This window comes from Halosimplex pelagicum (assembly GCF_013415905.1).
Lineage (GTDB): Archaea > Halobacteriota > Halobacteria > Halobacteriales > Haloarculaceae > Halosimplex > Halosimplex pelagicum.
Genome location: NZ_CP058909.1, coordinates 2,469,275 through 2,482,333, shown reverse-complemented (window position 1 = coordinate 2,482,333; position 13,059 = coordinate 2,469,275). Strand labels below are relative to the sequence as shown.

The window sequence follows — 13,059 nt, the reverse complement described above, 5'->3', positions numbered from 1 at the left end:
CGAGTGGACCTCTTAACTTCTATCCACTCTTCACCACACAACGGAGTATAAAAATACCTTCTGCTGTGCCCTTTCATGCACCGAATTCACTCAACTGCTGGTGAATCCGCTGCGCCTCCTCCTGATCTGGAGTGAGCTTTTCGAGATCGTCGTCAGAGTCCTCAACGGCCGGTGGTCCCGGATTCTCCGGGTCGTACTCACTGAGGTTGAACGCGAAGCAGTCCTGACACTGCATGACCGGTCCATCGTTGTACGGCTCCCAGGAGTGGTCGTGCTCATCACAGTGGAACAGCGAGATGTTCTCGTAGTAGTACTGATGTTTCCGCCGACTTGCTGCCTCCTCGTCTCGTGTGATCTGGCTCGGGTCGATGTCCCACCCGTTCGGCTCGGTGATTATGATACCGCTCTCGTGGCTGGCGTCCAACTCGATCCGCCGCATATCCCATTCGCCGGCGAGCCCATCCTCAGCATCGAACGGATGCACTTCTTCGCGGTGCGAGAGTTGGTCTTCGACGACGAGATCACACACAGCACAGTAGAACGGCCATTGGTGGAGTTCCGATAGATCGTGTTCTTGCAGGTACTTTTCGGCGGGTGAGAGCGGATTCCCCGTTATCTGATAAGGTTCGCTTGGGCATTTGTCCTCGCAGTCTGAGCACATCAGAGACGCCTGATCGACGTCGGTTCGAGCTGCGTACTCCCCTTCGTCGACGGACCCGTGAGCCCAGAGTGCGTACTGCGTCTTGATCTCTCCCCGTGCTGCACGTTCGAGGACGTCCCATTCCAGCTTGAAAATCTTCTGTGCGAACCGGGGGAAGTACTCTTCGAGAAGTGGAAGGTTCTGCCGATCCTCAAATGCTCCACACATACACTCGCCGCTGGCGCATAGAAGCGCACTCACCGGGTTCTCCTCGATTTGATGGTGCTGCTGATACGCGCTCACGTCCTTGTCGGTGAAGTCGACGAGCGGTGAGGCCCACGTGATCCCGTTGACTGTCTGGATTCCCTCGCGACCGAGCTTTTCATATCGGCGCTCTGATTCGAACCGCCGGACGCCCGAGATGAGAGCAAGGTCACCGTCGAGGTGGTTTCTGAACCTGCCAAACGGCTTATCCTTCAGGTTATGTCGGATCTGCGAATGAGCGACGATCGTAGCGCCGGGGAAGCCGAACTGCTTCACCAACGTCTCATATCTCTCGTGGGAGAACCGGGCGTTGTGGTTCCCGATCGGGACGAAATCCAGTCCGAACTTCTCACACTGTTCCTTGACGTATTCCCGAGTCTTCGGGATTCCGAACCCGGTATTCACGTGCAGGACGCCGTCTAACTCGATCGCGGAGCTCTGGTGCGCGAAGTGGAGTGCCGTAATCGAGTCGTCGCCGCCAGAAACGGCAGCGTAGATGTTGTCTGGGTCCTTGGACGCGACTTCCCCTAGGACCTCCTCGCCCTTTTCGACAGGAACCGCATCGTAATCGTAGAACTCGCTGGTGGTGCTCATCGTTGGTGCTCCTACAGTCGCTTCCGTATCCAGTCTACCGCTTCGGTCCAGGTGTCGTGCGTCTCACGCTCGACGGGGTCGCTTCCGACACGACCGCGCCGGTAAGGTGCCTTCCGGTAATGACTTCGGATCTTGTCCCCGTTCTTCCGGTGTGAGATGCTGAGGCTGATGGATTGCCACCGCTCCTGGTCACGATTGTTCACGAGGAGGAGGTCGTCTCCCTCCGGGTCATCTTCGACGGCCCACTCCCCAGATAACGATAACTCGCTGAGGATAGCCTGCCGAGGAACACTTGTTGAATCTTCTGGGCTCTCTTCCAGTTGACCGCCCTGAACGCTCGTACTCATCTAAGACTCACTCACTCTCTCCCGTGAGCTATAAACCAAAATTTAGGGGTAGGAGGACGCTCACGGTTTACGTCGTCAGGCCCAGTTTCCGAGGTCTGTTTGCGTTTCTGTTTCGATACGGGGGTCGTCTAATGTCGAGTATCCGCCTTCCCGTCCTTGCGTCTGCCGTCGCGCAAGGATCTTGTGCTGTAGTTTCTCGAAACGGTCCAAGTAGTCTGAGACGTGTTCTTCGACTTCATCCTCGCCGATGTTGACGCCTTGTAGCAGTTCTTTAATCTCGGTTGTATAGTGCCATGTATCGAGGACAAATGAACTGTTTAGCCCGAGAGAGCCGTCTGCTGACAGGTGGAGCATACACGTTCTCACGGTATGGTCTGGAAAGACGGGCTCTGGTAGCGGTCTCACGTAATGGATGGTCTCCTCCCGGAGCCGGTTCCGAAAGTTGGCATTCGTCGAAAACAGGAAGTCCTCTGGCAGAATGAACACGAGCTCACCATCTGCAGTTAGGCGGTCGCACATCTGCTCGACGAAGGGGGCGTATAGATTGAATCGCCCTGTAGCAGTCTCAAACCTCTCTGCGTATCGCTCTCGCTTGTCCTTGTTGATGTTGTTGTACTGGACGAACGGTGGATTCGCGATGATGTACTCGAATTGCCCTCGCGGTGGGTCCGTGAGGAAGTCGTTTTGAAGGAAGGTAATGTCCATCTCGGTTGGCTCGTGACTGGGGGACCAGTCCGGCGGATAGACGTATTTTAACTGGTGGGCGCTTGCTTCGGATATCTCCGGCTGCTGTGGCGTACCAGCTTCCTCGAAGCGTGTTTGAAACTTGTCTGCCCGGTCGTCGTTCGGCTCGACAGCGTATATGTCGGGACAAGGGTGTCCACGGAACGAGCAACAGCGTTGGACTGCAGCAGCGAAATTCCCGGTGCCACATCCAGGAAGCAGTAGCTTGTCACCTTTACTTGGCGTTTCGGTGAACAGCACCGACACCATCCAGTCGGTGAATGGTGCTGGTGTAGGTACGAATCCTTCGTCGGTCATTGTAACCAGAAAACGTCCGCCGTGTACCGCGTACTATGCTGACTGTTCGACTGGGCCGGGCAGGATCTCGTCTGCCTGCTCCCACGTACTGTGGCAGTCACTGCAGAACAGGCATTCTCCCTGCTTGGCTGTCTCGTACAGTTCGAGGTCGGTTGATCGTTCGCTTTCCCCACAGTAGAAGCATCGTGAGGCATCTCTGAACACGTCTTGGGCGTCGGCATCTTCCCAGACGGTTTCATCCTTTGGCATCCAGAGGTAGGCTTCTGAACAGGGGATTATCTGGACCGGCTTCTCGACCATCCAACTTAGGACGGTCTCGGCGTCGAGGACGCTCCCCTTCACGTAGTCTTTCAACCGATGCTCGCCGCCGTACTTGACTCCTCGCCACTCGCCGTCGACGAACTGAATGAAGCGCCACCCGTGGACGTTTCCTTCGGCACACACACCGTTCGTTTCCCGAAGGTAGTCCATCAGGTCTTCAGCAATTGACCGTGAACTGGCTTCTGTTGGCTGTTCGTTCTCCATAAGTCGGTGTCTGGATAGACGCTACTCGTCTCCAAGTACGTTGTGGTGGCCGTAGTAGTAGACCGTCTCTGCGTAGTGTTCAGGGCACGCTCCGTCGCGGAGTAGCCCCTCGACCTCGCCGGTGACAGCGTTCGCGTACGACCACACGTTGTCGCGATGCTCGCCTAGCATCTCAACATCGACCAGGACGAAGAATTCCCCGTCCTTGTCGATGCTGAAGACGTCCCCGATGTCGAGGGAACATAGGTCCCGCTCTGCCGGGTCCACTTCTTCCAGCTCCGCGAGGACATCCTGACTGAGCCCATCCTCTGGCCCCGGATCGGTGACGACTTCGATGTTTTCGTAGATCATCCCCGGATTCGCGAGAGCGTTGTCCTGTACCATGTCCTTGACCTGCTCGTCGGTCAGCTCCCCGTCGAAGTTGTCCTCATCGTACTCGAACCGCATCTCAAGCGTTCCTCTAATCATTGGAATTCCTCTACCCTACTCGGGAGGAATAAACCACCTCTATCTGCTGAGGTTCCGGTTTCAGGTGTCACACTCCACTCCATCGAAGTGGAGTGAGTCGTTCCAGAACGTTTCTGAGCTCGGCGCACTCGGTTCGTCCACCCAATCGACGATCTCGCACGCTTCGGGGTCGTCCTCGTAGACATCTCGAACTGAGTTGATTTCGTGATGGATCAGGTCCCAGTCTGTCGGCTCTGAAGTTCGGACTGGCGAGAGGGTTTTCGCCTCTTCGATAGCTTGCCAGTCTTCCGGGCCAGCTAGCAGGTTCAGATCGAACTCAACTGTATACGCGAGGCGAAGATTGTATTCGCGGCCGACCAGTTGGGGATTCTCGATTTGCTCGTCCCCCCTTTCGGGGGTATCGTCTGTATCACTCATTGGAACCTCCAACGGTATGCTTTGTCATCGTGGACGATTCCCGGACCTCGACGCTCCCTTCGTACTCAGAATCGTGTTGAACCTCGTCGTCGTTGAGTGCCTGTCTTACTGCGTGCTTCCCGTTATTGGCTCGATATGGTCCTGCGAATTCGCCATCGGGGAAGTGGACGATATACCGTATTGAGCGTGTGATCTTATCTCTCTTGATGGGTGCGTTTTCTGAATCAGTCATCGTTTGACCCCCAGGAACTATCTAATCCCTGCTGAACTGGAACATCGGGTAGTTCTCCGTGCATCCTGGCGTGGATTCCACAGGAAGGGCATAGCGTCATATCGTGCCCTGGATACTCTTCCAGCGGTTCGTTGAACTCCTCCTCCAGCGGTTCCTCGCAGTTCTCACACCGCTCGGTGTCCTCATCGGGTGTTCTCCCTTCCTCTGTTGAACCGTCGTAGCGCCACTTCAGCGGTTCCGTATCTGCCGGTTGATAGAGAGGATGGACCGGGTGGTTGTCTTTCGTAGTGTTCAGGGCGTACAGATCCATGCTGAGCATCTCAGTGACTTCGCGTTCTCGGCCGTAGAGCGAGCCGTCCGCGCCCCATGCGACAACAACCATCTCTGCGTCTTGGCAGGCTTGGCGTAGGAACTCGTCGTTTTTGGGACCGATAGGGGCGTTGTGCTCTTGAAGTTTAGAGGGGTCGGTCGCTCGGAGTCCGAACAGGTTCACGACTTCAAGTGTGCCGTAGCCCCACTCTTGTGCGAAGTTGATACACCGTCGAATGGTCGGATCGTCGGCCGTTTCGCCCGCAGTGCTCGGATTAAGCATCACGAATGTGATGGTCGGCTTGGTGTGGTTCCACGTTCGCCAGAGGCGGTATCGGTACTCTTGATCGTCACTGAACTTTGCGCCTTGGTGGTCGTCCTGGAGTAGTGGTGAACGTTCAGTATCGTCTTCAGACACGCTGACCGCCTCGCAGTTGTGTGATTCGAGTATCGTGTGACGCAGTTGTAGCCCGCCGGAGGCGGGACCCACAGATTCCACAGTTTGCCACGGGGAAGTCCTTCTCAACGTTGTCTCGGACTACTGGGCCACAGTTGGGACACTCGCCGACGTCGTCACCTTCTGATACCTCGATCGGGAACACCCTGTCGTATTCGGTTTCCGTTGGCTCAGTCATCGGCATCCTCCTGGGACTTGTTGGTGTCTTTTGAACGAAGTTCTTGGAGCCTCTCGCGAACGTTTTCGACTTGATTTTTCCCCTTCTCAGCACGGGACCGGTCTTCCCATGTCTCGCCGTATTCGGCGCTGTTACGTAGAACTCGTCGTGGGTGGGAGAGCTGCTTGTAAAGTTCGAACAACACGTCTTTCTCAACTTCTACTGTATCTGCTGAATCGCTCACGCTTCGACCCTCCTGTTCTGTTGAGCATCCTGCTGTTCTCGGTCACTTTCGGGGATTAGCCGTTCGTCAAACCAGTCTGGAACGGTTGTCTGGGCTTCTATGACGAGCTTCGAGTCGGACCCGAAGAAACTGGGCATAGAGGTCACCCAGACTGATGTCCCGAGAAGCCGGGTTTTGTGCATCGTTGGGGTCTTTCGGGGATCTGCCCACCGATTGTTCCACCCGCTTGAAGACGTTTCATCAGGCATTGGTTTTCACCTCTACTCTGACTTCCCCTATGATTGTGCCTCCGACGTGTTCTTTATGGTCGTTCAGTTTGCCGCCAGTAGCTAGAATCACTCTGTAGTTTCCGTGGGAATGGGAACTGTCTATCGCCATTTGAACCTTTGATTCACCCGTTATAAGCTTTTCAGCACTTTGCTGTCTACCGTCGGGGCTGACGGCGATAACATATTCGGCGTCTGAGCTTCCGTTCCTGGTCAGGTTCACTCTGAGGTCGGCGTCTCCAAATACGCTCTCCTCGGTGAGGTTGACTGACTCGATGTATTCCGACTCTGTCTCTTGACTCGCTGTGAGTTCGTCGTTTTCTGGCGGAATACTGACGCATCCACTCAGTAGGATGATTGCGGCTATAGTGACGAACGCGAGTTTCTGTCTTTCCTTGAACATGGTGTTTTAGACCTCACCTTCGCCGAACTTCTCTCGGTCGTGCTTAAACCTGATCTCAGGTGCCCCTTTCATCATTAGAATCCTCTACCCCAATCGGGAGGAACAAACCAACCCACTTCTCACTGGTCTTCACTCTGCGGGACTGCCTGACTGCTGACGTATTTCGATGTGCGTTCAGTTGTGTGTACTGCTAAGATGGCTACTGGAGCGGAAAACGAGATCGCTAGAGGAGCGCCGAACTGCTGAAGGAGGATAGTCAAAGCCCCAACCCACGCTGAGAGGGCGACCACGGCGACGGTTGTGGGAAGGAATTTGAGAATAGGGGTTTCTTGGTTCATCGCTTACCCTATCCCTCGTACTGTTGGATGAAGGCCTCACCGTCTTCTATGAACCTGACGATCACGTCGCCGTGACACGCTTTCGGCTTACAGTAACAGCCCAGTGTTTTCCCCTGCAGGTCTTTGACCGCAGAACGGAATTCAGGGTCGTTCTGGAGTCGCTCGACGAAATCTTCGCGGAAGAGCTCGATGCACTTCTCTCGTCCGTGGTCGCTTTTCGGGTACGGATTCCCCAACCAACCAGACTCCCCGATCGGCGTGTTGTTCATATTGCTTTGGCCACGGTCGGCGCGACCGATGTCGATGTCGAAGTCGTCAGTGTGCTTCTGGTTGACGACCTCCGTTGTTGGTTCTCCTGAAAGCGTTTGTTGTGTCGTTTCCTCAGTTTCGGTGGATTCGGTGGTGTCGTTCTTGTTGGGCATCTATTCAGAACCTCCTTCGTTGTTATCTGAATCCTGTACTGGTTGATCAGTACTGGCCCTTTCATCTCGTTGTGAGGCTACTGCCCAGTCCCAATCTTTTCCAGGGGTGAATTCGGGGATTTCTTCGACGACCCTCCAGAATGGTTCTCCATCCTCAAGCTGTTCTAACTCGTCTTCGGAAACGTAGGCGAGGGCTCTAGCCTCCCCGGTTGCATGTATCTCGATTGGGCGGTCGGGTTCTGCTTCGCTGTTGCTGTCAGTCATCGTTTCTCTCCCGCCGTCGGATGCCAGTTCGTATCATGTTTTGAACGATAATGCGTTCTCCCCCATTAAGCGCCTTTGGGAATCTGTGTCCAGAAGCGATTACACGTCAAGCGTGGTCTGCCCACTCTTGTCCCCCGACATTGCGAGCTTGTCGAGTTCTCCCCGCTGGTCGAATAACTGCACACCCTCTAATGGGTCCCAGACTTCGATGCTGTCGTCGAGCGCCTCCATCAGCCGGTCAGCGTACGTTCGGCCCATCAGGATGAGGACTTTGTTCGCCCCTTTCGCAGCGACGTTCTCAGCGACATCTTCCGCGAGTTCTCGCTGTTCCTCTATGGGGAGATCGTCAAGTCGCTGGTTATACCACTCGACGGGGTCGTCCGGTTCGAGGAAGCCGTACTTCCCTGAGAAGATACACCATTCATCGGAATTCGCCTTTAACGCCTCCACGCGGCCGTCGAACAACCAGGAGTCGTAGAGGTTCTGTGCTTCGACTTCTCCGATGTCTTCATCGGGGCCACCGATCTTCGATTTGCTACAAGCGGTGATCCCGACAACAGTCTCGTCGGTGTCGGTCATGCTGTTTCGGCCTCCACGTTTTTGCTCTGGATTTCGTCGGTCGCTTCCTCGAAACAGTCTTCACAGACGACGTGGTGATCGTCTTGCGTTGGCTCGTCAAGGTCGAGCTGCCGTGCTGCTGGCGTTGACAGCCCGACAGCCACGTACTCTTCGGGGGTCTGTCCCACACCGCAATTCTCGCACTCGCACGCTTTTTCGGTCATACTGATGGAAATGAACGTCTCTCCTAATAATTCCACTCTACACCTACTACTCCCGCAGATCTTCTCCGTCTCACTGTCCACGGCGGGTACAAACTAACACCGGGGTTCGACTACAGATTGTAGCCCGCAGATGCTTCGGAAGGATCCTGGCTACTCGGAATGTCGTTTTCGTGCAGGACATATTCGATCAGCCCCAGTTTGTCTCCATCGCGATACAGAGAAGGGTGTCCGACGATGGAACCGTTGAACGTATTTGCTTTCGGAAGCCGACACTCTCCGTGTTTACTCTGGACGGTGAGTTCTGTTTCGCGGACGTCGGTAACAATCAGCTGTGCTTTCATCGTGTATCCCTGCCAAAGAACGATCTCGATGAGGTCGTCCTCGACGACGTTGTCCAGGCGTTCGTAGACTTCCTCTTCCGAGAGCTTCTCCCGGTACCCGCCCTTCACTGGGTACTCTCTGGCAGGTGTCGTCCGAGGATCGATATGCTCAGACATTCTGTGGCTCGTCGAGATGAGGCTATGTGAACTCCGAGAGGTCCGACTCTTCTCCTGGAAGGTTCTGCTCTACTTCGCTGTCTGGAACGAGGTTCTCGTACTCAGCGAGCTGCTTCTCGATGGGCGTCTCCAGCATCTCTCGGATCTCTTCGCCACGTTCGCCTGCGTGGTCGAAGATATCTCCGAGTTCACTATCTGGCGAAGGTGGGTCGCTCCCTCGGGGATCGTCGAATAAGATGACGTTCGCAAGCAGGCGAGGGTATAGCCGCTCCTTCATGTACCCCTTGTCTCCGAATTCCTCTGTTAGGTCCTCCTCGATCTCGAGTGCGGCTTCTAAGGGCTTGCCGGTGACATCGAGGACTTCCCACGCAAGGTAGCACTTGAGGCAGTACGTAACTACTGTCTGAACTGGGTCTATTCCCGTTGACTCGATCCGGCGTGGCGTGACGATATCGGCTTCTGCATCACACCGGGCATCGTAGCAACGGTACGTTCCTTCCTCGTCTTGGGGTCGTGGGTCCCGTTTTGGTCCTATGTTCATAGCTGACTTCCCGCTGATATGCTCGCTATGTGGTGGCGACCACTAAAAGAATAGGCCGTTGTCCCGTCGGTCCTTTACCTTCCTTGCGAGCGTTTCGACTGCGTTTACCGCTGTATCGACCGCTTCTTTGTTTCCACCGATGCCGATGTAACCAGCGTACCCCTGCTCGGAGGAGACAGTCCGACTTGCTGCGTCCCCGTTGAGTGGGTTACACGTCGTCGCGACCATCACGTTACTGTTGCACCAGACGTATAACCAGTACGTCGGATAGTCTGTGTTACATCCGCGACCGAGGTCCCGATACACTCTCACGAAGTCATCTACGGGGTCCAGACCGACCTTGGAAAGGAGTTTGAGAAACTGGTTTGCGCCACGGGTGCCGGTACCGAAGTGCGTCTGGTCGAACCCACGCTCGTAGGTGCGGTCGGGATAGTGAATTCCGGTTGCGCTGTTGTTCATCTCCATGACGAGGTTTTCACCACCGTATTGTGGATACTCCTCGCCGTAGCCGACCGTGCTCTCGTAGACACCACTTCCGGTTGCTCGTGCTTTGTTGAACGTCTTGATCACGCCATCAGCATCGACTTTCTGAGCTTCCATACAGAGTACCCTCTACCCGACTCTCGGGGGCTAAAAACGGCCGGTTTGAAACCTTTAACCCGGCTTTTCACGGCACTTTCACGTTCGAATTTGTTTTGATCGGGGTCTCGGCTCGATGGGCGGTTTATGAGACGAACTTACCTTGTCCCACGCTCCTTGTCTCAAGGGGACTTTGACCGAACCACGGGTTGCTGATCCCGATTACCGGGTCGGTTCTCTCTTCGTTAGTTGGTAAGGGGCGATTGTTCTGCGGCCTGTCGGCCGGTATCTGTTAGTACCAGCTTGCCATCGTCGCCAACAGACAGGAACCGCCTGTTGAGCCGTTCGTTGACCGACTCCTCGATTAGCGATCGGGGGCGGCTCGTTTCTTGGTCGATCTTCTCGACGGTAGGTTCATCGACTTGGTAGACCACCGAGACGATCTCCTCACTGACGGGGGACAAGTGAGGCATATTGGTAGTACTCCACAAGGGATAATAGAGATTGGGGACAGAATCAGTCAGCTTGCGTTTCTTCGATGATTTCGATGGAGTCGATCCGGTCGCCCTGCGAGGAATAGTCGTATTCGACTTCTCCTTCTTCGGTTTCTGTCTCTGTCCACTCTGAACGCTTCCGAAGAATAGGGTTCGACCCAGACCCGTGCTGCCAGACAAGGTGATAGACAGTCCCGTTCCCCTCCATCACGACGATGTCGTAGTAGCCTCGCTCACCGTGGCGTTTTCGGTAGACCTTCGTGATCTCCTTCTTCATCCGGTCGACAACTTTGAGCGGTCTCGACCGGTCGTTGAACAGTGCTTTTTGGCCCTTCTCTAGGGAATCGGCGACTTCGTTGACTTCCGATTCCGCTTCGGTGTCGTGTTGCGAGTTGGAATCCATTGGTGGGAATGGTTCGCGGACTCTGTTAATAGTTGGTGTCGAGCCGGTTCTGTACTTCGTACACCAGCACTTGTACGGTAGTTCCCGGACCGATCGACTCGTCGTAGTGTTTATTGAGACTCTTGATCACGTCTTCTGGGCAGGTTGACGAGTACTTCGCACCGAACACTTCGATCACGTCGTGGGCCTCGACAGCCAGCACTGTAGCCGTTCGAGTGATTTCGAGTTCTGCGAAGGGCGTTCCGTCAGTCGTGGTCCCGAGCAGTGTATCGCCAACCCCAACGCCTCTGAACCCATCGTATCGAACGGTTGCTTCCTTCTCTCCGTCCAGCAGCGGGGCGACCAGTTCATCGGCGAACTTGATCTCTCGGTGTTCGTTGTCGCTCATATGTTAGCCCTCTACGGTTCCTGCATCTTGAACCTCTTCAGTCTGAGCTGGCGGACTGACACCCCTCTGTTGCCCGACCGGTGCGACATCGGGGTAGATTTGTTTCTCGCCTGCCTCGAAATCACCGGCCTCGCGGTACTCATCGTACCAGTCAAGCCAGTCATCTAACGCCCGAACGCCGTAATTGTGGTTGTGGAGGTTGATGCCAACCAGTCGGTTAGCGTATGCCGAGAGGATGAGAAACCCGTAGTGTTCTAGCGCATCATCCCCGACTTCGATGACGAGAAGGTCTCCCGTCTGGACGTCGCATGTTGGATGGTCTGGGGCGATGGGTGTCCGTTCTTTGATTGGGGGGACGAATCCATCGAGTAGCGATTCTGGCGGCGTCTCTGGCAGCGGTCCGTTAGAGGGTGTCTCTTCATTCCCATCTTCAGACTCGAACGCTGTCAATTCTGTTTCCTCCATTTCACCCTCTTCGGTGGATAGAAACAGATCACCAGCCTATTCTTGTTCGGCTTCTCGGTTTTTCTTCGGCCAGATTCGCAAGAAGTAGACTAACACGATTAGGGCTACGACCTGCATCGCCTCTCCAGAGAACCCCATCAGCGATGGAAACGCGAGAATGACGACGACGAGTTGGATGTAGTTCTCGAAGATGTTGACCCTGTCAACCCGTTTGTTTACGGTGTAGACAAATGCGCTGATGAGTGGCCAAATCATCGTTCTGGAGTGTACTTTTTGAGCTGTTCGTAGACCTGTTCTTTCCGTGGAAGCGATTTCAAGACCGCCTTGATCTCACTCAGGGTCGCGTTGTGGATATCGCTATTTCCGAACATCGTGTATGCTAGCGATTCTGCACTCACTCGGTTATCGGTTGTCCGATGGAGTTTCATCGCTGTCTTTTCTCCGACACCGTCTAACTCGTCGACGGACGTTCTGAGCCTTGGTTCGGGTAACGGTGAATTGAGGATCTCTTTGTCTGGTGGGATGACTTCTGGGTCGGGCGGGTGCTCGATCGGGGTCACTTCCAACTCAGTACTACTGAACTTCGCATCTCGTGTGAACGCCGTATTCGGGGTGGGTGGTGACTGCGCTGAGGTGCTCAGGTAACAGGTCGGAATCTCGTTTGTCCCCATCGTGGATTTTCCTCGTTCGATTCCGAGCTGGTAGTATCCGCCGTTGGGGTTGTTCACAGTGACGGCAAGTACTTCGACAGTTCGATTTGAGAGGGTTCCTCGTGGGATAACCGCGTGCGTGTCGAAGGGTTCCGAAACTACTTCCAGGCGACTTGCGTATTCTGGCGTTTCGAGCTTGTCTGCTGGGGATAGTTTTTCGAAGGTCTTCAGCCGTTCGTCGACGATTTCGTGTTTCTGCCGTTCGACGGGGTTCAGATAGTCCACCTCATCACGCTCCCACGCGACGAGTGCGCGAAGCGCCTCCCGACAGTCAGCGGTCGATTCTGGTAGCGATACTTCGTACGCTCCTAACCGGAGAGTTCGCTTCTCTCGGCGTGATGTGCCCTGTTGCTGGTAGACTTCTTTCAGCTCTACTCGGACACCGTCCCCAGACCGGGTAACTCCAAGAAGGCATCCTAGGATAGCTCCGCTCCCCATCGGCGTACTCATCCCCCCGCCGGTGACCAGAACAGGTAGACCGATACAAGCTTCGAGCGTACCGACGACCGTGCCGGGTGCCTCGACCGACTTTCCAGCGCCCATCCCGCCGGACCCCGCGACAGTCAGGAATGTGGGGCTTACAGTTCCGTCTGGCGCACAGAGATTGATAGTAATCTCACTGGACGATAGGGAGTCTACGCTACTGTCTGGGTACGATTCGGGATTACTGAAGTCCGTGTCTTCGGTGTCCGTTTCTCTCAGGTTGTGCGACGGCTCTTCGTTTGAGGTCGATTCGCTGGGAGAGTTTGGTTGGTCGGTCTCTACATCGTCGAACGCAGTCAGCGGTTCTTGACTATGAGTCATGTGACTCA

22 protein-coding genes are annotated in these 13,059 nt (G+C 55.1%); all 22 read right to left on the bottom strand.

Translation table 11 applies throughout. The features are described 5' to 3' along the window. Positions 1 to 73 precede the first annotated feature (73 nt). Positions 74 to 1,498, bottom strand: coding sequence for a phosphoadenosine phosphosulfate reductase domain-containing protein (locus tag HZS54_RS12335; protein ID WP_179922823.1), 1,425 nt, complete (start codon positions 1,496 to 1,498; stop codon positions 74 to 76). Between the two features lie 11 nt (positions 1,499 to 1,509). Further along, positions 1,510 to 1,845, bottom strand: coding sequence for a hypothetical protein (locus HZS54_RS12330; RefSeq protein ID WP_179922822.1), 336 nt, complete (start codon positions 1,843 to 1,845; stop codon positions 1,510 to 1,512). Positions 1,846 to 1,920: 75 nt separating this feature from the next. Continuing rightward, on the bottom strand, positions 1,921 to 2,886 hold the full coding sequence (locus tag HZS54_RS12325) for an Eco57I restriction-modification methylase domain-containing protein (RefSeq protein WP_179922821.1): 966 nt from the start codon (positions 2,884 to 2,886) through the stop codon (positions 1,921 to 1,923). A gap of 33 nt (positions 2,887 to 2,919) precedes the next feature. Continuing rightward, a complete protein-coding gene (locus tag HZS54_RS12320; protein ID WP_179922820.1) occupies positions 2,920 to 3,411 on the bottom strand; it encodes a hypothetical protein in 492 nt (163 codons plus the stop codon). A 21-nt stretch (positions 3,412 to 3,432) separates the two neighbouring features. Next, positions 3,433 to 3,879: a hypothetical protein gene (locus HZS54_RS12315; protein WP_179922819.1), complete on the bottom strand. Its 447-nt coding sequence runs from the start codon at positions 3,877 to 3,879 to the stop codon at positions 3,433 to 3,435. Positions 3,880 to 3,939: 60 nt separating this feature from the next. Continuing rightward, positions 3,940 to 4,296, bottom strand: coding sequence for a hypothetical protein (locus HZS54_RS12310; RefSeq protein WP_179922818.1), 357 nt, complete (start codon positions 4,294 to 4,296; stop codon positions 3,940 to 3,942). Then, complete coding sequence (locus tag HZS54_RS12305; RefSeq protein ID WP_179922817.1) at positions 4,289 to 4,528, bottom strand: hypothetical protein; 240 nt, start codon at positions 4,526 to 4,528, stop codon at positions 4,289 to 4,291. The genes HZS54_RS12310 and HZS54_RS12305 overlap by 8 nt, the downstream gene beginning before the upstream one ends. After that, positions 4,521 to 5,255, bottom strand: a complete 735-nt coding sequence (locus HZS54_RS12300) for a DUF1643 domain-containing protein (RefSeq protein ID WP_179922816.1) — start codon at positions 5,253 to 5,255, stop codon at positions 4,521 to 4,523. The genes HZS54_RS12305 and HZS54_RS12300 overlap by 8 nt, the downstream gene beginning before the upstream one ends. A gap of 209 nt (positions 5,256 to 5,464) precedes the next feature. Beyond that, complete coding sequence (locus HZS54_RS12295; protein WP_179922815.1) at positions 5,465 to 5,695, bottom strand: hypothetical protein; 231 nt, start codon at positions 5,693 to 5,695, stop codon at positions 5,465 to 5,467. Further along, positions 5,692 to 5,943, bottom strand: coding sequence for a hypothetical protein (locus HZS54_RS12290; protein WP_179922814.1), 252 nt, complete (start codon positions 5,941 to 5,943; stop codon positions 5,692 to 5,694). The genes HZS54_RS12295 and HZS54_RS12290 overlap by 4 nt, the downstream gene beginning before the upstream one ends. Next, positions 5,936 to 6,364, bottom strand: a complete 429-nt coding sequence (locus HZS54_RS12285) for a hypothetical protein (RefSeq protein WP_179922813.1) — start codon at positions 6,362 to 6,364, stop codon at positions 5,936 to 5,938. The genes HZS54_RS12290 and HZS54_RS12285 overlap by 8 nt, the downstream gene beginning before the upstream one ends. A gap of 346 nt (positions 6,365 to 6,710) precedes the next feature. Next, the gene (locus HZS54_RS12280) at positions 6,711 to 7,124 is read right to left on the bottom strand and encodes a DUF4326 domain-containing protein (RefSeq protein WP_179922812.1); all 414 of its coding nucleotides are present in this window, start codon (positions 7,122 to 7,124) and stop codon (positions 6,711 to 6,713) included. Then, on the bottom strand, positions 7,125 to 7,388 hold the full coding sequence (locus tag HZS54_RS12275; RefSeq protein WP_179922811.1) for a hypothetical protein: 264 nt from the start codon (positions 7,386 to 7,388) through the stop codon (positions 7,125 to 7,127). A gap of 99 nt (positions 7,389 to 7,487) precedes the next feature. Beyond that, entirely contained in the window at positions 7,488 to 7,967 is a 480-nt protein-coding gene (locus HZS54_RS12270; RefSeq protein WP_179922810.1) for a DUF6884 domain-containing protein, read from the bottom strand. Next, complete coding sequence (locus HZS54_RS12265; RefSeq protein WP_179922809.1) at positions 7,964 to 8,251, bottom strand: hypothetical protein; 288 nt, start codon at positions 8,249 to 8,251, stop codon at positions 7,964 to 7,966. Before HZS54_RS12265 ends, HZS54_RS12270 begins: the two co-directional genes overlap by 4 nt. 29 nt (positions 8,252 to 8,280) lie before the next feature. After that, on the bottom strand, positions 8,281 to 8,667 hold the full coding sequence (locus HZS54_RS12260) for a hypothetical protein (RefSeq protein ID WP_179922808.1): 387 nt from the start codon (positions 8,665 to 8,667) through the stop codon (positions 8,281 to 8,283). Between the two features lie 22 nt (positions 8,668 to 8,689). Continuing rightward, the gene (locus HZS54_RS12255; protein WP_179922807.1) at positions 8,690 to 9,208 is read right to left on the bottom strand and encodes a hypothetical protein; all 519 of its coding nucleotides are present in this window, start codon (positions 9,206 to 9,208) and stop codon (positions 8,690 to 8,692) included. Between the two features lie 42 nt (positions 9,209 to 9,250). Further along, positions 9,251 to 9,808, bottom strand: coding sequence for a hypothetical protein (locus tag HZS54_RS12250; RefSeq protein WP_179922806.1), 558 nt, complete (start codon positions 9,806 to 9,808; stop codon positions 9,251 to 9,253). 495 nt (positions 9,809 to 10,303) lie between these two features. After that, entirely contained in the window at positions 10,304 to 10,684 is a 381-nt protein-coding gene (locus HZS54_RS12245; protein WP_179922805.1) for a hypothetical protein, read from the bottom strand. Between the two features lie 25 nt (positions 10,685 to 10,709). After that, positions 10,710 to 11,072, bottom strand: coding sequence for a hypothetical protein (locus tag HZS54_RS12240; RefSeq protein ID WP_179922804.1), 363 nt, complete (start codon positions 11,070 to 11,072; stop codon positions 10,710 to 10,712). Between the two features lie 3 nt (positions 11,073 to 11,075). Then, positions 11,076 to 11,537, bottom strand: coding sequence for a hypothetical protein (locus HZS54_RS12235; protein ID WP_179922803.1), 462 nt, complete (start codon positions 11,535 to 11,537; stop codon positions 11,076 to 11,078). A gap of 251 nt (positions 11,538 to 11,788) precedes the next feature. Next, positions 11,789 to 13,051: a hypothetical protein gene (locus HZS54_RS12230; protein ID WP_179922802.1), complete on the bottom strand. Its 1,263-nt coding sequence runs from the start codon at positions 13,049 to 13,051 to the stop codon at positions 11,789 to 11,791. Positions 13,052 to 13,059 lie beyond the last annotated feature (8 nt).